Raw genomic sequence first — 20,507 nt, 5'->3', positions numbered from 1 at the left:
AATGGGTGATAAAAGTCAGTCCGTATCCCGCCGCTCGAACCCGGTAAAACTGCCGCTGCCCGGTTCCACCGTCATGTCCGTGACCTGCGCCATTTCCGGCCCCCGCCGCGCCCATTCCAGCATGCGCTGCACGGCTTCCGCGTCGCCCTGCACCATGGCTTCCACGGTGCCGTCACGGCGGTTGCGCACCCAGCCCGCGATGCCGAGTTCCGCCGCCTTGCGGCACATCGACTCGCGGTAAAAGACGCCCTGCACGCGGCCGTGGAGCCGGATGAGTTTAGCGACGTGCGCTGACTCGGACATAAAACACCGCGCTGAGATAAAAGACCACGCTGAGAACCGCCTCGACCGCAGCCAGCACGGCACCCAGGCCATGGTCGGACCAGGCGCGCACCGCGCCTTCGCTGAGGTAGAGCAGGATCAGCATCGAGGACCACTGGTAGGTGTAAATCTTGCCGCGCAGGATGCCGAACAGGGGCAGCAGCAGGGGCACGGCCTTCACCACCAGCAGCGAGCCGCCTGGACGGACGGGGGCGAGCCAGCCTTCCCATGCCAGGCAAAGGACGATCAGAGCGATCAGGCTGACGATGGTGCTGTAGTGAAGCAGGTTTTTCATGCGGTAGGGCTTTCGATCATGGACGCCAGGGCGCTTGCCGCCTGGTCCGGGGTAAGGGGGGCGGCGAAATCGCGGCGTTCGGGCAGCTTGCCGTTGCGCAGGTCGAAGCCGTCGCAGTCCAGTCCCATCAGGGTGGGGAGCCGCGCGGCGGCAGCGTTTTCCGCCGCCTCCCAGCCGCTCTCCACAGCCAGGAAATCGCCCGGCGCAATCCAGCGTGCAACGCCGAAGCCGCCCACGTAGCGCAGTTGTTCGGGTTCGAGGCGGCAGAAGAAAAAGTCCAGCGCGAAGTACTGCTCGGTGTCGGGGAAGTAGCGTAGGTAGCGTGCTTTCAGGCCTGCGGCTTCTGCGGCGCTGACGCCCGATGCCTTGCCCACCACGGTCAGGCGCGGACTGGCCTGCACGTCGCTGGCTGCGCCCTGCACCAGCAGGCTGATGCGCGGGTCGAAGGCGATGTTCTTGCTGTGTTCCGCCAAGCTGCTGATGAGGAAAACGGGCCGCCCGGCGTAATCGGTAAAGTAGTCCACACCGCTGGCGAAGGGGTGGCCTGCCAGCTTGAGCGACAGGGTGGCGAGGGCGGCAGAATGCTGGGAACGCAGCAGGCGGCGTGCGGCCTGGATGTCTTCACTCCCGCTCATTTGACCAGCTTCAACGCGGTTTCCGCCACGCGCTTGCCGAGGGCGATGCACAGCTTGCGTTCTTCCTCGGTAAAGGGCTTGTTGCCGTCCGTCCCGGCGACGTGGCTCGCGCCGTAAGGTGTGCCGCCCGCGCTGGTGGCGGCGAGCTCGGGGTTGGAATAGGGCAGGCCGGCGATCAGCATGCCGTGGTGCAGCAGCGGCAGCATCATGGAAACCAGCGTGGTTTCCTGGCCGCCGTGCATGCTGGCGGTGGAGGTGAACAGCGCCGCCGGTTTGCCGACCAGCGCGCCTTTCAGCCACAGCGGCGTGGTGCCGTCCCAGAAGTATTTCATCGGTGCCGCCATGTTGCCGAAGCGGGTGGGGCTGCCCAGCGCCAGGCCGACGCACTCCTCCAGGTCCTTGAGTTCGACGTACGGCGCGCCTGAATCGGGGATGCCGTCCTCCACCGCCTCGCATACCGTGGATACTTTCGGTACGGTGCGGATGCGCGCCGTCGCGCCGGGAACCTGTTCCACGCCGCGCGCGACCAGTTGCGCCATTTCCTTCACGGCGCCGTGCAGGCTGTAGTAGAGAACCAGTATTTCACTCATCGGACATTCTCAAGGGGGTTGAATATGGCCTATTATAGCTGACCTCATTTCATTCATTCCCATGTCCGCCCAACTCTCAGAACTGCTCGGTTTCCTGCGTTTCCTGGCGCGTCGCTTCGACGAGGACCGCTGCGTCCAGATCGCCTCCAGTCTGACTTACACCACGCTGCTGTCACTGGTGCCGCTGATCGTCATCGCCTTGACGGTGATCTCGGCGTTTCCGGCGTTCTCCGGCCTGATGACGCAGCTCAAGATTTTTTTGCTCACCACCATGGTGCCGGAAGTCGCGGGCAAGATCATCACCGTGTACATGCAGCAGTTCTCGGAGAAAGCCGCGCGTCTTACCGCCGCCGGCATCGCGGCGCTGGCGGTGACCGCCCTGATGCTGATGCTGACCATCGAGCACGCCTTCAACCTGATCTGGCGGGTGCGCACGCAGCGCCCCCTGTTGCAGCGCATCCTCACCTATTGGGCGGTGCTGACCCTGGGGCCGTTGTCCGTCGGCGCCAGCCTGTCGCTGACCTCCTACCTGGTGAGCTATTCTCTCGGTTACGTGGAGTCCATTCCGGAATTGGGCGTGGTGGTGCTGAAAGTCGTGCCGGTCGTGATAACCATCGCGGCTTTCTCCCTGCTCTATCTGGCGGTGCCCAATCGCTATGTTCCGGTCAAGCATGCGCTGGCGGGGGGGCTGGTGGCGGGGCTGGGCCTGGAGTTGATGAGCAGGGGTTTTACCGCCTACATCCTGCATTTTTCCAGCTATACCCTGGTGTACGGCGCGTTCGCCAGCATGCCGGTATTCCTGATCTGGATATATCTTTCCTGGCTGGTGGTCGTGGCGGGTGCCGTGGTGGCGGCGTCCCTGTCGTACTGGCGCGGCGGTGCCTGGCGCATCGAACGCACGACCGCGCGGAACTATTTCGATGCGTTGCACGTGCTGCGCGCGTTGCGTCACGCTCAGCAGCGCGGTGCGGCATTGAGCCTGCCGCTGCTGCGGCAGGAAACCGGTCTGGCACTGGGAGAACTCGAAGACATCCTGCGCCAGTTGCGCGACGCGAGCCTGGTGGAACGGACGGCTCGGCAAGGCTGGATGCTGGCGCGCAATGCGGCGGAGATATCGCTGGCGGATGTTTTCCGCCTGTTCGTATTCCGGCCTGAAAGCAGTGTGCCTCAGAACGGTGACCGGCCTTTGCTGGAACTGGCGCAAAGGGCATCCGGTCACATCGATGAAGCGCTGTCCGGATCGCTGGAGGATTTGTGTATCAAATCCGACGGTGCTTAGGGATGAATGTGCGCGAACTCGAATAGATCGAAGGTGGCGGACTGTTCCAGCAGCTTGGTGGCGCGTATGTTTTGCGGACGGCCCATGCCTTCGACCATGAATTCGCGCTGCGGAGCGAAGCTGCCGCGCAGCGCCAGCAGGGTGGCAGGCTGCTTGAGCGCGGGAATTTCCGGCAGCAGCAGCGCCGGCTGGAAAAGCGTGCCGATGCTGGCGATCACCGGACGGATCAGCGCAGGTGTTGCGGTCGGCGCGAGCATCTGGGCACCGAGCTGCAGGTGGTTGGGGTTTTCGCTGCTCACCCAGCGCACCACGCCGATGTTCCAGGCTTCGTTGCTCTCCGGGCGCAGGCCGATGATTTCCCCGACCCGCACCTGGGCATCGGTCTTGGGGTCCTTGGAGAGCGCCAAGCCGCCGGCGCTTTCGTTGATGATCAGCCAGTTTTTCGATACGTAGGTCTGGTGGCTGGTCTTGTCGAACGGCGAGTCCGCCAGTTCCAGCGTGATTTCCGTATTCTGCCCCTGGATTCCCGGGCTGTCCGGCTGATTGTCGGCGTTTGAAGCGCTTTCGCCGCTAAGGAAGTAGTGGATGGCGCGGATGCCGGCGCAGATGTCCATACGGGCGCTGTTCTGCATCCTGTTGAACAGCCGCTTGGGGGCGATGCCCCAATGCTTGAGCATGCGCCGCAGCAGGTTCGGGAAGCCGAAATCGTTGGCGCTGACGGGCAGCAGCAGCGATTTCGGATTGACGCCGGCTTCCAGGCGCTGAATCTGCTGGTGCAACAGGCGCGCCAGTTCTATGGTGTTGAGCAGGATGTCGGTACGCGCGTCGATGACGGTGGAGTCATGGGCCAGGGCGCGTGGCGGCTTGTCGCTGTCGAGGCGCACCAGGAAAAAGCCGGAAGGACTGCTGGTCTGCATCAGCGGTTGCAAATGGGCGTGGCCGCCGAAGCTGGCGAGGTATTCCAGCACCTTGTTGACTTCGCCCTGCATCAGGCGATAAGGGTCGAGCAGTGCCAGCAGCAGGGCCTGCTTGTAGGCCAGGTTGACGCTGCTTTGCTGTTCCGCGTTGAGTACGGGTTCATCCTGTATGCCCTGTTCCACGGCGTACATGAACAGGGTGTGCATTTCCGCCCATACGCCGGCAGGGGTCGGTGCGTAGGTCTGGTAGCACACCACCAGCATTTGTCCCAGGCTGGCAATGGCGCGTTCCGCCACCAGCGGCAGTTGCTTGTTGCTGCCGAAATTAAGGCGTTTGCCGGCGTGTTCGAGCAGGATGATCTTGTATCCATAAGCCAGTTCCGTGTGCAACTGGCGCGCCTGGGCGGCCATGTGACGGCTTTTTTCCGGCAGCGGCAAGGGCTGGCCGGAGTATTGTTGTTCCAGTGACGGCATCAGGTTGGTGATGCTGGCGCGGTAAAGCTCGAGCAATTTTAGGCGGGTGTCCTCCGCGACCTTGCTGCGGTTCATCGCGCTCAGCGTGTCCAGAATAGCGCGTGAAGCCTCGTTCAGATTGGTGAGCGGCAGCGCCTCCAGCCACTCGGCGACTTGCTTGGGATGTGTTTCTACGGTTAAATTCTGTTCCGGCGCGGGTACGGAAAGTTTGATGGTCATGATGGCGTATTTCCCAGCCTGCTGTTTTTATGTGTTATCAGCATTGATTCTAGAAACTATTACCCGGTTTGTAAAACATTTAAACCGCGTAAAATGGCCGATATAACTCAATTCTCCGGGATTGCCCGCATTTCCCTTCTGGTCCAGGTAATTAATACATGATGAGTCTGCTCGAAAAACTGTTTGAAGGTGCGCTGTGGCGCAGCCGCTATGTCGTGCTGTTCGCGGTGATCGCCAGCATGGCGGCCGGATTTGCGATTTTCTACATGGCCACGGTCGACGTGGTCTATCTCATCGCGCACATCTTTCACTACGCCGACCCGAGCCTGGCCGTCGACGCGCGCAAGGTGCTGCACGACGAAACCATCACCCACATCGTCGAGGTGGTCGACGGCTACCTGCTGGCGACGGTGATGCTGATATTCTCCCTCGGCATGTACGAACTGTTTATCAGCGACATCGACGAGGCGCATGGCAGCAAGACATCGAGCAAGATCCTGGTGATCGAAAGCCTGGACGACCTGAAAGCCCGCCTTGCCAAGGTGATCCTGATGATCCTCATCGTCACCCTGTTCGAACAGGCGCTCAAGATGGAAATGAAGACCACGCTGGACCTGCTCTACCTCGGCGGCAGCCTGGCGCTGATCGGCCTGGCGCTGTACCTGACTCATGCGGCCGACTCTTCGCATGGCGGCGAAAAACACGAGGAAGAGAAGGGGGGTGATAAACATGGCCACTAAGATGTCGTTGCGCGCCATCCTCGCAGTCGTCCTGCTGAGCCTCTCCACGCTGGCGTCCGCGGCCGGGTTTTCGTTCCAGGACACGCAGGGGAAGAAGCACACCCTGGACGGTTACAAAGGCAAATGGGTGCTGGTTAATTTCTGGGCGACCTGGTGTCCGCCCTGCCTGGAAGAAATTCCCGACCTGATTGCGCTGCACGACAAGCACAAGGACAAGGACCTGGTGGTGCTGGGCGTGGCGCTGGATTACCGCAGCCCCCAGCAGGTGAAGGAGTTCGCCGACCAGATGTTCATCACCTACCCGATAATTCTCGGCACTTACGAATCGGCCGCCCAGGTGGGCGCGGTGAACGGCTTGCCGACCACCTACCTGTTCAACCCGCAGGGCAAGATCGTGGCCTATAACGTCGGCGCTCTCACGCGCAAGGCGATAGAAAACTATATTAAAGCGAAAAAATAGGTGAGGTGAGCGGCATGGCCAAATTCCTGCTGGTGCTGATGCTGTGCCTGTGCGCATTCGCCGCTCGGGCGGAGACGCGCGACGTGCAACAGTATTTCTTCGATCAGCATCTGGGCGATTTCAAGGCCGAGCTGGACACGGCGAAAAAGGGAGGCAAGCAAGGCATCCTGCTGATGTTCGAGATGGAAGAGTGCCCCTTCTGCCACCGCATGAAAGAGACCATCCTCAACCAGTCGGAAGTGCAGGACTATTACCGCAAGCATTTCCTGGTTTTCAGCGTCGACACCGAGGGCTCCAACGCTCTGGTGGACTTTTCCGGCAAGGAAACCACGGAGAAGAAGTTCGCCCTCGAGCACCGCGTGCGCGCCACGCCGGCATTCATCTTTTTCGACCTCTCCGGCCAGCCGCTCACGCGCTTTACCGGCGCAGCCAAGGACGTGAAGGAATTCATGGCGCTGGGCCGCTACGTCGTCGACGGCGCATACAAAACCATGCCTTTTGCCAAGTACAAGCAACAGGTTGTGCAATGAGGTCGGTCGTGCTGGCCGTGCTGCTATCGTTCGCCAGCCTATCGTCGCATGCCGCAAGTGCCGCGGCGTTGACCCTCGATCAGGCGTTGGCGGCGGCGCAGGAGGCCCACCCCGATCTCGCCCTGGCCGTGGCCGATCAGGCCGTGGCGGCGGCCGATCGCGACCTCGCCGCCGCGCGCAGCGACTGGAACCTCAGCCTCGAAGCCGGCCTGCGCCAGGCCAGGCCGACCACCGGGCCGGATGCCGTGAGCGACAACAGCTTCAAGCTCAATGCGCGCAAATCGCTCTACGACTTCGGCCGCACCGCCCTCGCCACCCAGGCGGCCGATTCGCTGCTCGAAGCGCGCGCGGCCAGCCTGCTGGACGTCCGCGCGCGGCGGCGCCTCGACATCATGGCGCGCTTTTTCGACGTGTTGCTGGCCGACCTGCAATACGCCAGCGACAACGAATACATGGCCGTCGCCTACGTCAATTTCGACAACGCCCGCGACCGCCTCGCCGCGGGTCAGCTCGCTGCCGCCGACGTGGCCGAACTGGAGTCCGCCTACCAGGAGTGGCTGGTCAAGCGCAATGCCGCCCAGGCACGCCAGCGCCTGGCCCGCGCCCAGCTGGCCAACGCCATGAACCGCTCCGGACGGCTGTCTGCCGACCTGACCGATCCCGACCTGGTTGGCAATAATCGTCCCTTGCCCGAATACGAACAGCTGCTGCCGCTGCTGCGCACCTCCAACCCGCGCCTTGCCGCGCTGCGCGCCCAGCTCGCGGCGGCAACCCAGCGCATCGAGGCGGTGCGCGCCGAAAAATCGCCGGCGCTCGATCTCGAACTGGAGGCCGCCGACTACAGCCGCGAAGCGTCCACGCGGGACAACCTGCGGGGCGGCGTGGTGCTGACCTGGCCGTTATATACCGGCAACCGGGTGAACGCGCAGATGGCGCGGGAGCAGGCGCAATTCCAGCGCCTGCAGGCGGAAAGCGAGAAATTGAGCCTCGACCTGGAGCAGACGCTGCTGGAAACCTGGCTCGAAATCGGCGAGCTGCAGCGCACCGCGCGCACTGCGGCGAAGAAGAACACCGACTACCGCGATCTGGCGCTGGAGCGCGCGCGCGGCCAGTACGAGATGGAGCTGAAAACCAATCTCGGCGATTCCATGGCGGCGACCATGGCCGCCAAGCTGCACGAGCGCCAGACCGAATACCGGCTCGCCCTGGCCTTCGCCAGACTGGAGGCGCTGCTGGGCCAGCCCCTGGAAAAAGTCGCCGGGGATAAGACGGCCGGGGAAAACAAGGAGCAAACGAAATGAAACGATGGCTGATCGTGACGGTCGCGCAGCGACACTTCGTCCCCCTCGCCCATTTATGGGAGAGGGAAGGGGTGAGGGAAACAAGCATGAAGCGCAGCCTCATGCTTGTTTTGATGGCAACCTGGCTGGCTGCCGCTGCGGCCCAGGCGGCAGAGGTGCCCGCCGTGCTGCAGTGGTCGCAGCGGGTGGAGCTCTCCAATCCGGTTTCGGGCGTGGTGCAAACGGTGAACGTGAAGCCGGGAGACCGCGTCAAGAAAGGCCAGTCACTGCTGCAGCTCGATGACCGCATCTATGCCGCGCGCGCCGAGGAGGCCGCCGCCGCCGTGGCGCGCCAGAAGGACGAGGCCGCCGAGGCGCAGCGCGACCTGAAGCGCGTGCAGGAGCTATACGACCGCAGCGTGATTTCCACCACCGAACTGGACCAGGCCAAATTGCGCAATGCAAGGGCGGCGGCTCAGTTCCGGGAAGCCCAGGCGCGCTACAAGCAGGAAGCGAAGAACCGTGCCGACAGCGTGCTGCGCGCACCCTTCGATGCGCTGATCGTGGCGCGTATGGCAGAACCGGGCCAGGCCGTGGCGGCGGGCTTGCAACCGCAGGCTTTGCTGGCGCTGGCCAAGGCCGGAGAAATGATCGCCCACGCCCAGGTGGGCGAAGACCAGCTGAACAGCCTGAAAGTCGGCGGGGAAGTGAACGTCTCCGTCGGCCAGTTGCACTTCCGCGGCAGAATCACCCTGCTCGGCCTGGAGCCCGCGGCGCGCGACAAGAACGGATCGCCGCTATACGCGCTGGAAGTGTTGTTTGCGCCGGGGGAAAACGTGTTGCGGGCCGGCGGACAGGCGTCGCTGGCGTTGTCCGGGCGGTGAGTGCACGTGGTGCCCTGTTCGCCAGTTATGCGGCAGCCATGACGCGCCCACACGGCCCAAAATTTTGCTTGGAGGCGGGAAAACAACCCTGCTGAAACGCATCCAAATCCGTTCCCTCTTCCCCCATGCTAAAATACACCCCGTTTCAGGTGCCCCTGCCGCCATCCGGCGCAGGAGTTAAACGGGAAATCGGTGAGTCTGCCTCAGGGCGGATCAAGCCGATGCTGCCCCCGCAACGGTAAGCGAGTGCGGGCGTATCAACCAGCCACTGTGTGCAAACATGGGAAGGCGATACGTCAAGACTTGCGAGCCCGGAGACCGGCCTGGAACAGGAAGTGGAAATGCCGCGGGGTGACGGTTAGCCAGCTTGGCCTTGTGCCATTCCGGGGTGTTTCCATTATTTGAAAATAACGGCCTGCGGGGACGCTCGCCGGAATTATGGAAATCCTGATGAAACACACCTGCAATCTCAGCCTGATCACTCTTGCCATCCTGGCGCCCGCGGCTTCCGCCGAGGAAATTCCCCATTATTTCGGGGATGAAATTATCGTCACCGCGACACGCTTCGATGCTCAGTCGCGCGTACCGGCCAATATCAGCGTTATCAGCGGCGATGAAATCCGCAACTCGCCCGCCCTCGATTTGCCAGATATCCTCAAAACCCGGGCTGGCATCGACGTGCGGCCGCTGTATGGCCAAATGGGCATCGACGCTACAGTGGACCTGCGCGGCTTTGGCGATTCCGCCGCCAGCAATACCCTTGTTCTGCTCGACGGCCAGCGGCTTAATCCAATTGACGGCGGAAACATCAACTGGTCGACCGTCCCGCTGAGCGGCATTCAGCGCATCGAGATCCAGCGGGGCGCCGGCACTGTGCTTTACGGAGACCGCGCCAGTGGCGGCGTCATCAATATCATCACCGACAAATCCGGCGCGCGGCGCGCCTCCGTTTCGGCCAGCGCGGGCAGTTATGGCTATCGCAGCCTGGACGCCTCCGCCGGCGGAGGCAGCGACACCGGTTACGCCAATATTTTCGCGCACGGCGCCTCGTCCGACGGCTGGCGCCGCAATAGCCAGCAGGACCAGCAATCGCTCTCCGGTCGCGCCGGCTTCTACCTTGAAAAGGGTGAAGTCGCCCTCGACTACGCAGCCTACAAGGAATCCTCGGGCCTGCCCGGCTACCTGCTGCCCGATGCATACCGGGCCGATCCGCGCAGCACGCGGACGCCCCTCGACACCCAAAGCCGTAGCGGGTACCGCCTGCGCCCCGGGGTAAAAATACAGATATCCGATGCGGTGACGTTGGAGGCTGAGGTGTCGGACGAGCATTCGTCTCAGCACTGGGACACGGTTTCCTGGGGCAGCGTCTACGACCGGGACAACCACACTCAGTCAGTGACACCCCGCCTGCGCGTGCGCCACGGTCTCGGCGGACTCGCCAGCGAGACGGTGGTCGGCATCGATTATTACGACGGCAGGGTCGATGCGCGCTCTTCGGCTGCGCCTGTCCAATGGGCAACGCAGACCAGCAGCGCCGCCTACTTCCAGAACTCCACCGCCTTGACCTCAGCCTGGACCGTCACGCTCGGCGGGCGCAGCCAGCGCATGGAGCAGCGCGCCCACCAGGACGCTTACGCATCCTGGTTCACCCCCACCATGGATGGCAGCGCCACGCGCACGCGCAACGCCTACGACCTGGGTGCCAGCTACGACGGCCAGGGCTGGCGGGTCTACGGCAAAACGGGGCGCACCTTTCGCTTCGCCAACACCGACGAGCTGTTCGGCCTGGACCTCGTTACCTATGCGCCGGTATTTGCAGGCGATCTGCGGCCGCAGCAGGGCACGCTGCACGAGCTCGGCGGCAGCGTGAACGCCGGACCGGTCAAGCTGCGAGGCGCCATCTATCGCCTGGACATGACGGACGAGATCGGCTACGACAATTCTGCCGGCGCTAACGTCAACTTCGATCCGACCCGTCGCCAGGGGCTGGAAGCCGAGGTGGACTGGCAGATCAGCGAGCGGTTCAAAACGCGCCTCGCCTACGCCTATAGCGACGCCGAGTTCCGTGACGGGCCTTACGCCGGCAAGCGGGTACCCATCGTTCCCCGCAACAAGGCGAGCCTGCAACTGACCTGGGACACAGGTTCCGCGGGCAGTTACAGCGCTGTGGCCAACGCCGTCGGTGAGCGCATTTACAGCGGTGATTTCAGCAACTCACGCGGCAACCTCGCCGGTTACGCCACCCTCGATCTGCTTGCGGCCTGGGATATGAAGCCATGGAAGGTCACGGCGCGTCTCCTCAACGCCCTCGATAAGCGCTATGCAGCCTACGCCGGCTACGCGTCCTACCTGACGCCGCCTAATTACTTCTACTATCCGGCGGATGGACGCAGCTTCGCGCTTACGGTCGGCTATGACTTCAAGTAATTCCGCTACCTCGCTTGCAAGTGACGGATATGATTAACTTGCCAAATTAAGGAGTCTGCAATGTCGTTCCTGATTTCCCGCCAACAAGCCGTTATCGGGCTCGCCCTCGCCCTGCTGATGGCCCTCACCCGCAGCCATCACTGGGCGACGCTGCATGCCCTGCCGGATGCCTCGTGGGCGGTGTTTTTCCTTGCCGGCATCTACCTGCGACCTTTCTGGGCCGTGCCCGCGCTGATGCTGGAGGCGGCGCTGGTCGATTACCTCGCCATCACCGTGGGCGGGGTGAGCGATTTCTGCGTCTCGCCCGCCTACGGCTTCCTCATCCCGGCCTATGCCGCCCTGTTCCTGGCCGGCCGCGTCTACGCGCGGCACCACCGCCTGTCCTGGTCGGCGCTGCCGTGGTTGCTGGGTTGCGCGCTGGGCGGCGCGGGGCTGGCCGAACTGTTCTCCAGCGGCGGCTTTTATTTCTTCTCCGGTCGCTTCGCCGATCCCGTCGTGGCTGAATTCATCCCGCGTCTGGTGAGGTATTTCCCCGCCACCCTCTCGTCCCTTGCGCTTTACCTCGGTCTGGCCGCGCTGGTGCAATTCGCCGCGGCAAGCCTGGATGCCGGCGCAAGGAAAGCCGGTCAGCCATGAGCGACGATCTCGACAGCCGCCACAAGGCCCGCATGGCGCGCAAGAAAGCGCTGATCGACGCGAACATCGCGCGCGCCGGCGACGAGCGCGGCCTGCTGATCGTGCTCACCGGCAACGGCAAGGGCAAGAGCTCCTCCGCCTTCGGCATGGTGGCGCGCGCCCTGGGGCACGGCATGAAAGTGGGCGTGGCCCAGTTCATCAAAAGCCGCACCGATACGGGCGAAGAAGCCTTCTTCAGCCGCCAGCCGGGCGTGGAATGGCACGTGCTCGGCGACGGCTTCACCTGGGATACCCAGGATCGCGCGGGCGACATCGCCACCGCCCGGCGCGGCTGGGAGGTCGCGCAGCGCATGCTGGCCGACGCCTCGTTCGACCTGGTGGTGCTGGACGAACTCACCTACCTGCTGAGCTACGGCTACCTCGACCAGGACGCCGTGCTGGACGCCATCGCTGCACGGCCTCCGATGCAGCACGTGGTCGTCACCGGGCGCGGCGCCTCTCCTGCGCTGGTCGAGCTGGCCGACACGGTGTCTCAAATCGCCGACGAAAAACACGCCTATCGCGCCGGGGTCAAGGCGCAGAAAGGCGTGGATTTATGAGCGGTGAATTGATCCTCGGCGGCGCCCGTTCCGGCAAGAGCGCGCTGGCCGAAAGGTTGGCGCGGGAATCCTGGCTGGCCGTGACCTACATTGCCACCGCCACCGCCGGGGACGGCGAAATGAGCGAGCGCATCGCCCATCATCGGGCGCGGCGCCCCGCCGAGTGGCGCGTGGTGGAAGAGCCCCTGCGGCTGGCGTCGGCCATGAAAGCGCATGCCGCCCCGGATCGCTGCCTGATCGTCGATTGCCTCACCCTGTGGCTCAACAACCTGCTCGCCGCGGAAGACGAATCCCGGTTGCGCGACGAGTGCGACGCCTTGCTGCACACCCTGCCCGATCTGCCGGGGCGCATCCTGCTGGTGAGCAACGAAGTCGGCATGGGCATCGTGCCGCTGGGCGAGCTGTCGCGCCGTTTCTGCGACGAGGCGGGACGCCTGCATCAGCATCTGGCGCAGATCTGCGACCGAGTGGTATTCGTGGCGGCCGGATTGCCGCTGGTATTGAAAGGAAACCCCTAATGGAACCTCTGATTAAGTCAAACGCGGTCGCGACGGGGTATTGCGGGATGCCAGGTAAGGAAAGAGTCGCGCCGTGCAGTCATTCTGCACTAGCGACTCTTGACGCCGCATGGCGCCCGCAATACCCCGTCCCTCTGGGTTACATCGAAAACAGGCTTGAGTTGCGTTGCGCTCCTTGGCGTCGTAGGCACAGCTACGACCTGCGTCGCGCGCCTTGCTCAAGCCTGTTTTCGATGTAACGCGATCCGCGTTTAACTTAATCAGAGGTTCCTTATGAGCATGCAATGGCTGGAAACCCCGGCCCAACCGATCGACCAAGCCATGCTGGCCGCCGCGCTAGCCCGCCAGGGCCAGCTCACCAAGCCGCCGGGCTCGCTCGGCTGCCTGGAAGAAATCGCCGTGCGTCTGGCGGCCATGCAGGGCACGCAGCAACCCAGCCTGGAGCGGGTGCGCATCACGGTGTTCGCCGCCGACCACGGCATCGCCGACGAAGGCGTGTCGGCCTTTCCCCAGGCCGTCACCGGCCAGATGATCGCCAATTTCGCCCATGGCGGTGCGGCCATCAGCGTGCTTGCGCGCAACCTCGGCGCCTCGCTGGAAGTGGTGGACGTGGGCAGCAAGGCGGATTCCGCCGCGATGCTGGGCGTGATCGTCAACAAGGCGGGGGAGGGCACGGCCAATTTCCGCCGCCAACCCGCGATGAGCGAGAACCAGCTTGCGGCCGCCCTGCAGGTCGGACGGGATGCCGTGATACAGGCACTGAAGGATGACGCCCAGCTGTTCATCGGCGGCGAAATGGGCATCGCCAACACCAGCGCCGCCACCGCCGTGGCCTGCGCTCTGCTGGAAAGGTCGGCGCATGACATCGCCGGTCCCGGCACCGGGCTGGACGCCACCGGCGTCAGCCGCAAGGCGCAAATCATCGACGACGCATTGGCCCTGCACCGGCCCGCGCTGACCTCGCCGCTGGAAATCCTGCGCCACGTCGGCGGCTTCGAGATCGCCGCCCTGTGCGGCGCCTATATCGCCAGCGCCCAGGCCGGCCTGCCGGTGCTGGTGGACGGTTTCATCGCCAGCAGCGCCGCCCTGCTGGCCCTGCGCATCCGCCCCGACGTGGCGGACTGGCTGTTCTTCGGCCACGCCTCGGCCGAGCCGGGCTATGTCCACCTCATGCAGGCCCTCGACGCCCGTCCCCTGGTGAACCTCGACATGCGCCTGGGCGAAGGCAGCGGCGCGGCGGTGGCGCTGCCCATCCTGCGTCTGGCCGCTGCGCTGCACGGCCAGATGGCGACTTTCGCCGAGGCCGGGGTGTCAGCAAAACGGGCATGACGACGGACTGCTCCTAAGATGACACTCGTCGTGCAGTTTTCCCCCACCCCTGCCCTCCCCCGCTTGCGGGAGAGGGGGACGCAGGCTCGCTACGCGAGTCTCATATCTAGCCATGGCTGAAACCCTGATCGACCTGCTGCGCCACGGCGAGCCCGAAGGCGGGGTGAGGTTTCGCGGCCATAGCGACAACCTGCTCAGCTCGGCTGGCTGGGCGCAGATGCGTGCCGCGGCGGCAAGCGCCGGAGGCTGGGAGGTGATCGCGACTTCGCCCTTGCGGCGCTGCGCCGACTTTGCCGCCGAGCTGGCCGCACGTTACAGCCTACCCGTGGAAATGGAGGCGCGCCTCAAGGAAATCGGCTTCGGCGTCTGGGAAGGACTCACGGCGGAGCAGGTCGCGGCCCGCGACCCGGACGCCCTGGAGCGCTTCTGGCGCGACCCGGCGCAGCACACCCCGCCCGGCGGCGAGCCGCTGGCCGATTTCGAGGCGCGGGTGGCGGCGTGCTGGAACGACCTGCTGCAGCGCCACGCCGGCAAAAGAATATTGCTGGTATGCCACGGCGGCGTGATTCGCCTCATCCTCGCCCAACTGCTGCAGATGCCGCGCAGCCACCTGTTCCGCCTCAGTGTCCCGTTCGCCGCGGCTTGTCGTGTCCGGGTGCGCGGCAGCGGCAATACCGCCTTGGCGGAACTGGTGCACCTCGGCGGGGCGCTGCGATGAAAGCCCTGCTGCTGGCGATCCAGTTCCTCACCCGCCTGCCGACACCGGCGCTGGCCGACCTTGCGCCGCGCGACTGGGGCCGCTCGGCGCTGTTCTACCCGCTGGTGGGCCTGCTCATCGGCACCTTGCTCGCTGCGCTGCAATTCGCCATCGGCGCCAGCGCTGCGCCGCTGCAGGCGGCATTGCTGCTGACTGTCTGGGTGCTGCTGACCGGCGGGCTGCATCTCGACGGCCTGGCGGACACCGCCGACGCCTGGGTGGGCGGACACGGCGACCGCCAGCGCACGCTCGACATCATGAAAGACCCGCGCAGCGGCCCGGCGGCGGTGTCCGCCATCGTGCTGGTGCTGCTGCTTAAATTCGCCGCACTGGCCGTGCTGCTAAAAAGCGGTTTCTGGCCGGCCCTGCTGTTGGCCCCGCTGCTGGGACGGGCGAGTTTGCTCGGCATGCTGCTGAGCACGCCCTACGTGCGGGCCGGCGGCATGGGCGCGGCCATCGCCGGGCACTTGCCGCGCAAGGCCGCCCTGATCCTGCTGCTGGCGACGGCGCTCGGCGTTTGCTTTGCGGCGGATGGCTGGAAAGCCTTGCTCGCCGTGCTGGTTGTCGGTTTTCTGCTGCGCCGGGCGTTCCTTGCCCGCCTCGACGGTATGACCGGCGACATGCTGGGGGCTGCGGTCGAGTTGAGCGAAGCGGCCGCCTTGCTGGCCCTGGCGCTTGAAATCCAATTATGAACGCGAAAGTTTTGATGGTGCAGGGCTGCACCTCGGATGCCGGCAAAAGCGCGCTGGTGACGGGCATCTGCCGCGTCCTCGCGCGGCGCGGCTTGAAGGTCGCGCCGTTCAAGCCGCAGAACATGGCGCTCAACAGCGCAGTGACCGTGGACGGCGGCGAGATCGGCCGCGCCCAGGCGGTGCAGGCGCAGGCTTGCGGCCTGCTGCCGCACAGCGACATGAACCCGGTGCTGCTCAAGCCAAACAGCGATATCGGCGCGCAGGTGATCGTCCAGGGGCACGCCGTCGGCAACCTGGATGCCTGCGATTATCACGGCCACAAGCCGCGCCTGCTGGGAAAGGTGCTGGAGTCCTTCGGGCGGCTCAAGCAGGCTTACGATTTCGTGGTGGTGGAAGGGGCGGGCAGCCCGGCGGAGATCAACCTGCGCGACCGCGACATCGCCAACATGGGTTTCGCCGAGGCTGCCGACTGCCCGGTGGTGATCATCGCCGACATCGACCGCGGCGGCGTGTTCGCCCACCTGGTCGGTACGCTGGAACTGCTGTCCGAGTCCGAGCAGGCGCGGGTCAGGGGCTTCGTCATCAACCGTTTCCGCGGCGACATCGCGCTGCTGAAACCCGGCCTGGACTGGCTGGAGGCGCGCAGCGGCAAGCCGGTGCTGGGCGTGCTGCCCTACCTGCACGACCTGCACCTGGAAGCCGAAGATGCACTGCCCCAGCCCGCGGCAGGCTCGTCGGCAGACAAGTTCCGCGTCATCGTGCCGCGCCTGCCGCGCATCAGCAACCACACCGACTTCGACCCCCTGCGCCTGCATCCCGACGTGGACCTGCAGTTCGTCGGCATGGGCGAAGCCATTCCAGGCGCCGACCTGATCATCCTGCCCGGCAGCAAGAACGTGCGCGCCGACCTCGACTGGCTGCGCGCCAGCGGCTGGGAAGCCGCGCTGCTGCGCCACCTGCGCTATGGCGGCAAGGTCATCGGCATCTGCGGCGGCTTCCAGATGCTGGGGCAGGCGATCCACGATCCGCTGGGCATCGAGGGGCCGGCCGGCAGCAGCACCGGCCTGGGCCTGCTGGAAATCGACACCGAACTGCGGGCGGAAAAGCAGTTGCATCGCGTCGGCGGCCATCTGACCCTGGAAAACGCCGCCGTCGAGGGTTACGAGATCCACGCCGGCATCAGCAGCGGGCCGGGCCTGTTGCGCCCCGCTGTGCGTTTGACGGGACGCGACGACGGGGCGATGGCGGCGGACGGGCAGGTGCTCGGCACCTACCTCCACGGCCTGTTCGACTCCAGCCCCGCGGGCGCCGCCCTGCTGCGCTGGGCCGGGCTGGCGGCGCCCGCCGAGCTGGATTATGTCGATCTGCGCGAGCAGGGCATAGGGCGCATGGCGGACGCGGTGGAAAAGTACCTGGACTGGGAGAAAATCGTTGCGATTTTTGCATAATCTACCGGTCCGCATCGGCGTGGCCCTGTTCCTGCTGCTCTGGCACACGCTCGCGGCCGCCGTCAGCGTGACTGACGACGGCGGCCAGGTCGTGACGCTGCCGCGCCCGGCCCAGCGCATCGTCAGCCTGGCGCCGCACCTCACCGAGATCCTCTTCGCGGTGGGGGCGGGCGGCAGGGTGGTGGGCGCGGTGCAGTACAGCGATTATCCGCCCGAGGCGAAAAAACTGCCGCGCATCGGCGGCTACCAGCAAGTCGACCTGGAAACGGTGATCGGCTTGCGCCCCGACCTGATCGTCGCATGGCAGAGCGGCAACAACGCGGGGCAGATCGCGCAGTTGAAGCAACTCGGCTTTCCCGTTTACCTCAGCGAGCCGCGCCGCATCACGGACGTCGCTTCGAGCATGGAGCGCATCGCTGCGCTGGCCGGCGGCGGCGAGCAGGCGGCGCGCGCGCTGCGGGATTTCCGCAGCCGTTATGCTCGGCTGCAGGCGCAATACGCGCGGCGTTCCCCGGTGCGCACCTTTTACGAGGTGTGGAATCGCCCGCTCATGACCGTCAACGGCGCGCACCTGATCGGCGACGTGATGAAACTATGCGGCGCGCAAAACGTGTTTGCCGACCTGCCGTTGCTGACCCCGACCGTCAGCGAGGAAGCGGTGCTGGTGGCCGATCCCGAAGTGATCATAGCGAGCGGCATGGACGAGGCGCGCCCGGAGTGGCTCGACGAATGGCGGCGCTGGCCGCGCATGAAGGCGGTGCAGGCCGGGCGCCTGTATTTCGTGCCGCCGGACATCCTGCAGCGCCACAGCCCGCGCATTCTGGACGGTGCGGAGCAGCTATGCCTGCTGGTGGATCGCGCGCGGCGGACAGCGGGAGCGAAGTGACCGGGCCAGGGGGCTGCCGGATTTAAACAGAAGCGGTGGCGAATCTTGTTCTTTGTCTTCTTCCCCGTCGGTGCTCTCGCTTTGTGCGACACTGAACTTCTGAAACGCACGGGTGCTCATAGGACTTGCGTGGTTTGAAACTTGTGGCGGCCTTGTCATGAAGTTGTCGCCGAGCCGCCGGACAATTCCTGCCATTTCCAGCAAGGAGAACGACAAGTGAATGCTCCGCTTACCCTGAACCCGGAAGAACTGCTCCAGATCGACGCCTACTGGCGCGCTTGCAACTACCTCGCCGCGGGCATGATCTACCTGCGCGACAATCCCCTGCTCAAGGAACCGCTCAAGCCCGAGCACGTCAAGAGCCGCCTGTTGGGGCACTGGGGGTCGAGCCCCGGCCTGGCTTTCGCCTACATTCACCTCAACCGCCTGATCAACAAGTACGACCAGGACGCCATTTTCCTGGCTGGGCCAGGTCACGGCGCGCCCGGCGTGCTGGGGCCGGTCTACCTGGAGGGCACCTACAGCGAAATCTACCCCAACAAGGGCGAGGACGAGGAGGGCATGCGCCAGTTTTTCAAGGAGTTTTCCTTCCCCGGCGGCATCGGCAGCCACTGCACGCCGGAGACGCCGGGCTCGATCCACGAGGGGGGTGAGCTGGGTTACAGCATTTCGCACGCCTTCGGTGCGGCTTACGACAACCCGGACCTGCTGGTGACGGTGGTGGTGGGCGACGGCGAGTCGGAAACGGCGCCGCTGGCAACGAGCTGGCATTCCAACAAGTTCCTCAACCCGATCCGCGACGGCGCGGTGCTGCCGATCCTGCATCTCAACGGCTACAAGATCAACAACCCTACCATCCTCGCGCGCATCTCCCACGAGGAGCTGGAAAACCTGTTCAAGGGCTACGGCTGGACGCCGCATTTCGTCGAGGGCAGCGATCCCGAAACCATGCACCAGGCCATGGCCGCCGTCACGGAGCAGTGCCTGCTGGAAATCCGCAGCATCCAGGCGGAAGCGCGCGCCAGCGGCAAGCCGACCCGCCCGCGCTGGCCGATGATCGTGCTGCGCAGCCCCAAGGGCTGGACCGGCCCCAAGGCGGTTGACGGACACAAGGTGGAAGGATTCTGGCGCGCGCACCAGGTGCCGATCGGCAACGTGCGCAACGATCCGGCGCACCTGGCCCAACTGGAAGCCTGGCTGCGCAGTTACAAACCGGAAGAACTGTTCGACCAGAGCGGCAAGCTGCGGCCGGAACTCAAGGCACTGGCGCCCAAGGGCATGCGCCGCATGAGCGCCAACCTTCACGCCAACGGCGGCTTGTTGCGCAAGGCGCTGCGCATGCCGGACTATCGCGATTACGCCATCGCCGTCACCAAGCCGGGCACCACGGTGGCCGAGAACACCCGCCCGCTGGGCAAGCTGCTGCGCGACATCATGCGCGACAACATGAGCAATTTCCGCGTCTTCGGCCCGGACGAAAATTCATCCAACAAACTCGACAACATCTATGAAGCCAGCAAGAAGACCTGGCTCGCCGATTACCTGCCGGAAGACGCCGACGGCGGCGAACTGTCACCGGACGGACGGGTGATGGAGATGCTCTCCGAGCATACGCTGGAAGGCTGGCTCGAAGGCTACCTGCTGACCGGGCGTCACGGCTTCTTCTCCACTTATGAAGCCTTCGTCCACGTCATCGATTCGATGTTCAACCAGCATGCCAAGTGGCTCGCCATGTCCAAGGCGGTCCCCTGGCGCGCGCCGGTGTCCTCGCTCAACCTGCTGATTACCTCGACGGTGTGGCGCCAGGATCACAACGGTTTCACCCACCAGGACCCCGGTTTCCTCGACGTGGTGGTCAACAAGAGCCCGAATGTCACCCGTATCTATTTGCCGCCCGACGTCAACACCCTGTTGTCGGTCTCGCAGCATTGCCTGGAAAGCACCGACTACATCAACGTGATCGTGTGCGACAAGCAGAAGCATTTGCAGTTTCTCGACATGGACGCGGCGATCAAGCACTGCAGCAAGGGCATCGGCATCTGGGACTGGGCCAGCAACGACGACGGCGAGGAACCGGACGTGGTGATGGCCAGCGCGGGCGATGTTCCCACCAAGGAGGCGCTGGCGGCAGTGGTGTTGCTGCGCGAGAATTTCCCCGCGCTCAAAATCCGTTTCGTCAACGTGGTCGATCTCTACAAGCTGACGCCCTCCAGCGAGCACCCGCACGGCCTGTCGGACAAGGACTTCGACAGCCTGTTCACGGTGGACAAGCCGGTGATCTTCAATTTCCACGGCTACCCCTGGCTGATCCATCGCCTCGCCTATCGCCGCACCAATCACAAGAACATGCACGTGCGCGGCTACAAGGAGAAGGGCAGCATCAACACGCCGCTGGAACTCGCCATCCAGAACGAAATCGACCGCTTCAGCCTGGCCATCGACGTGATCGACCGCATCCCCGAGTTGCGCGTATCCGGCGCCCACGTCAAGGAGCGGCTGCGCGACAAGCAGCTCGAGTGCCGCAACTACGCCTATGAAAATGGCGTGGACCTGCCCGAGGCCGACGGCTGGACGTGGCCGTACTGACCCAG

At 64.6% G+C, this 20,507-nt stretch carries 21 protein-coding genes and 1 riboswitch; of the genes, 16 read left to right on the top strand and 5 right to left on the bottom strand.

The features are described from left to right. Nucleotides 1–15: 15 nt before the first annotated feature. The 4 genes from SKTS_RS15115 to wrbA are packed head-to-tail and all read right to left on the bottom strand — an operon-like array spanning nt 16 to nt 1,841. Nucleotides 16–303 (bottom strand): acylphosphatase, encoded by a 288-nt coding sequence (locus SKTS_RS15115; RefSeq protein ID WP_173066833.1) that lies wholly within the window; start codon nt 301–303, stop codon nt 16–18. Next, the gene (locus tag SKTS_RS15110) at nt 278–616 is read right to left on the bottom strand and encodes a DUF2069 domain-containing protein (protein WP_173066831.1); all 339 of its coding nucleotides are present in this window, start codon (nt 614–616) and stop codon (nt 278–280) included. Before SKTS_RS15110 ends, SKTS_RS15115 begins: the two co-directional genes overlap by 26 nt. Continuing rightward, nucleotides 613–1,251, bottom strand: coding sequence for a HugZ family pyridoxamine 5'-phosphate oxidase (locus SKTS_RS15105; protein WP_173066829.1), 639 nt, complete (start codon nt 1,249–1,251; stop codon nt 613–615). Before SKTS_RS15105 ends, SKTS_RS15110 begins: the two co-directional genes overlap by 4 nt. Beyond that, on the bottom strand, nt 1,248–1,841 hold the full coding sequence (gene wrbA, locus SKTS_RS15100; protein ID WP_173066827.1) for an NAD(P)H:quinone oxidoreductase: 594 nt from the start codon (nt 1,839–1,841) through the stop codon (nt 1,248–1,250). Before wrbA ends, SKTS_RS15105 begins: the two co-directional genes overlap by 4 nt. Nucleotides 1,842–1,902: 61 nt before the next feature. Between wrbA and SKTS_RS15095 the strand changes: the two genes are divergently transcribed. After that, nucleotides 1,903–3,120: a YihY family inner membrane protein gene (locus SKTS_RS15095; RefSeq protein WP_173066825.1), complete on the top strand. Its 1,218-nt coding sequence runs from the start codon at nt 1,903–1,905 to the stop codon at nt 3,118–3,120. On the opposite strand, the gene SKTS_RS15090 is transcribed toward SKTS_RS15095, so the two are convergent. Then, nucleotides 3,117–4,730: a hypothetical protein gene (locus SKTS_RS15090; RefSeq protein WP_173066823.1), complete on the bottom strand. Its 1,614-nt coding sequence runs from the start codon at nt 4,728–4,730 to the stop codon at nt 3,117–3,119. The two genes, SKTS_RS15095 and SKTS_RS15090, sit on opposite strands and share 4 nt — an antisense overlap. Nucleotides 4,731–4,888: 158 nt before the next feature. Between SKTS_RS15090 and SKTS_RS15085 the strand changes: the two genes are divergently transcribed. The 15 genes from SKTS_RS15085 (at nt 4,889) to SKTS_RS15015 (ending at nt 20,502) form a co-directional block, all read left to right on the top strand. After that, entirely contained in the window at nt 4,889–5,470 is a 582-nt protein-coding gene (locus SKTS_RS15085; protein ID WP_244617361.1) for a YqhA family protein, read from the top strand. Then, nucleotides 5,460–5,930, top strand: a complete 471-nt coding sequence (locus SKTS_RS15080) for a TlpA disulfide reductase family protein (protein WP_244617360.1) — start codon at nt 5,460–5,462, stop codon at nt 5,928–5,930. Before SKTS_RS15085 ends, SKTS_RS15080 begins: the two co-directional genes overlap by 11 nt. Before the next feature lie 14 nt (nt 5,931–5,944). Beyond that, on the top strand, nt 5,945–6,460 hold the full coding sequence (locus SKTS_RS15075; protein WP_173066820.1) for a thioredoxin family protein: 516 nt from the start codon (nt 5,945–5,947) through the stop codon (nt 6,458–6,460). Then, nucleotides 6,457–7,761 (top strand): TolC family protein, encoded by a 1,305-nt coding sequence (locus SKTS_RS15070; protein WP_173066817.1) that lies wholly within the window; start codon nt 6,457–6,459, stop codon nt 7,759–7,761. The genes SKTS_RS15075 and SKTS_RS15070 overlap by 4 nt, the downstream gene beginning before the upstream one ends. Further along, nucleotides 7,758–8,624 (top strand): efflux RND transporter periplasmic adaptor subunit, encoded by an 867-nt coding sequence (locus tag SKTS_RS15065; RefSeq protein WP_173066814.1) that lies wholly within the window; start codon nt 7,758–7,760, stop codon nt 8,622–8,624. The genes SKTS_RS15070 and SKTS_RS15065 overlap by 4 nt, the downstream gene beginning before the upstream one ends. A gap of 130 nt (nt 8,625–8,754) precedes the next feature. Then, nucleotides 8,755–8,965: riboswitch (cobalamin riboswitch) on the top strand. Nucleotides 8,966–9,074: 109 nt separating this feature from the next. Next, nucleotides 9,075–11,051, top strand: a complete 1,977-nt coding sequence (locus tag SKTS_RS15060) for a TonB-dependent receptor (RefSeq protein ID WP_173066811.1) — start codon at nt 9,075–9,077, stop codon at nt 11,049–11,051. A gap of 60 nt (nt 11,052–11,111) precedes the next feature. Beyond that, entirely contained in the window at nt 11,112–11,687 is a 576-nt protein-coding gene (locus tag SKTS_RS15055) for a hypothetical protein (RefSeq protein WP_173066808.1), read from the top strand. Continuing rightward, complete coding sequence (gene cobO, locus SKTS_RS15050; RefSeq protein WP_173066805.1) at nt 11,684–12,286, top strand: cob(I)yrinic acid a,c-diamide adenosyltransferase; 603 nt, start codon at nt 11,684–11,686, stop codon at nt 12,284–12,286. The genes SKTS_RS15055 and cobO overlap by 4 nt, the downstream gene beginning before the upstream one ends. After that, nucleotides 12,283–12,804: a bifunctional adenosylcobinamide kinase/adenosylcobinamide-phosphate guanylyltransferase gene (cobU, locus tag SKTS_RS15045; protein WP_173066801.1), complete on the top strand. Its 522-nt coding sequence runs from the start codon at nt 12,283–12,285 to the stop codon at nt 12,802–12,804. Before cobO ends, cobU begins: the two co-directional genes overlap by 4 nt. Nucleotides 12,805–13,077: 273 nt before the next feature. After that, entirely contained in the window at nt 13,078–14,133 is a 1,056-nt protein-coding gene (gene cobT / locus SKTS_RS15040) for a nicotinate-nucleotide--dimethylbenzimidazole phosphoribosyltransferase (RefSeq protein ID WP_173066798.1), read from the top strand. Between the two features lie 112 nt (nt 14,134–14,245). Next, the gene (locus SKTS_RS15035; RefSeq protein WP_173066795.1) at nt 14,246–14,851 is read left to right on the top strand and encodes a histidine phosphatase family protein; all 606 of its coding nucleotides are present in this window, start codon (nt 14,246–14,248) and stop codon (nt 14,849–14,851) included. Beyond that, nucleotides 14,848–15,582 carry an adenosylcobinamide-GDP ribazoletransferase gene (locus SKTS_RS15030; protein WP_173066792.1) on the top strand — a complete coding sequence of 245 codons (735 nt, stop codon included), beginning with the start codon at nt 14,848–14,850 and terminating at the stop codon, nt 15,580–15,582. The genes SKTS_RS15035 and SKTS_RS15030 overlap by 4 nt, the downstream gene beginning before the upstream one ends. Next, nucleotides 15,579–17,030: a cobyric acid synthase gene (locus SKTS_RS15025; RefSeq protein ID WP_173066789.1), complete on the top strand. Its 1,452-nt coding sequence runs from the start codon at nt 15,579–15,581 to the stop codon at nt 17,028–17,030. The genes SKTS_RS15030 and SKTS_RS15025 overlap by 4 nt, the downstream gene beginning before the upstream one ends. Continuing rightward, nucleotides 17,014–17,916, top strand: coding sequence for a cobalamin-binding protein (locus SKTS_RS15020; RefSeq protein WP_244617359.1), 903 nt, complete (start codon nt 17,014–17,016; stop codon nt 17,914–17,916). Before SKTS_RS15025 ends, SKTS_RS15020 begins: the two co-directional genes overlap by 17 nt. Nucleotides 17,917–18,132: 216 nt before the next feature. Next, complete coding sequence (locus SKTS_RS15015) at nt 18,133–20,502, top strand: phosphoketolase family protein (protein WP_173066786.1); 2,370 nt, start codon at nt 18,133–18,135, stop codon at nt 20,500–20,502. Nucleotides 20,503–20,507: the final 5 nt, after the last annotated feature.

The organism is Sulfurimicrobium lacus, from assembly GCF_011764585.1.
Taxonomy (GTDB): Bacteria; Pseudomonadota; Gammaproteobacteria; order Burkholderiales; family Sulfuricellaceae; genus Sulfurimicrobium; species Sulfurimicrobium lacus.
This window is presented reverse-complemented; position numbering and strand designations above follow the sequence as displayed.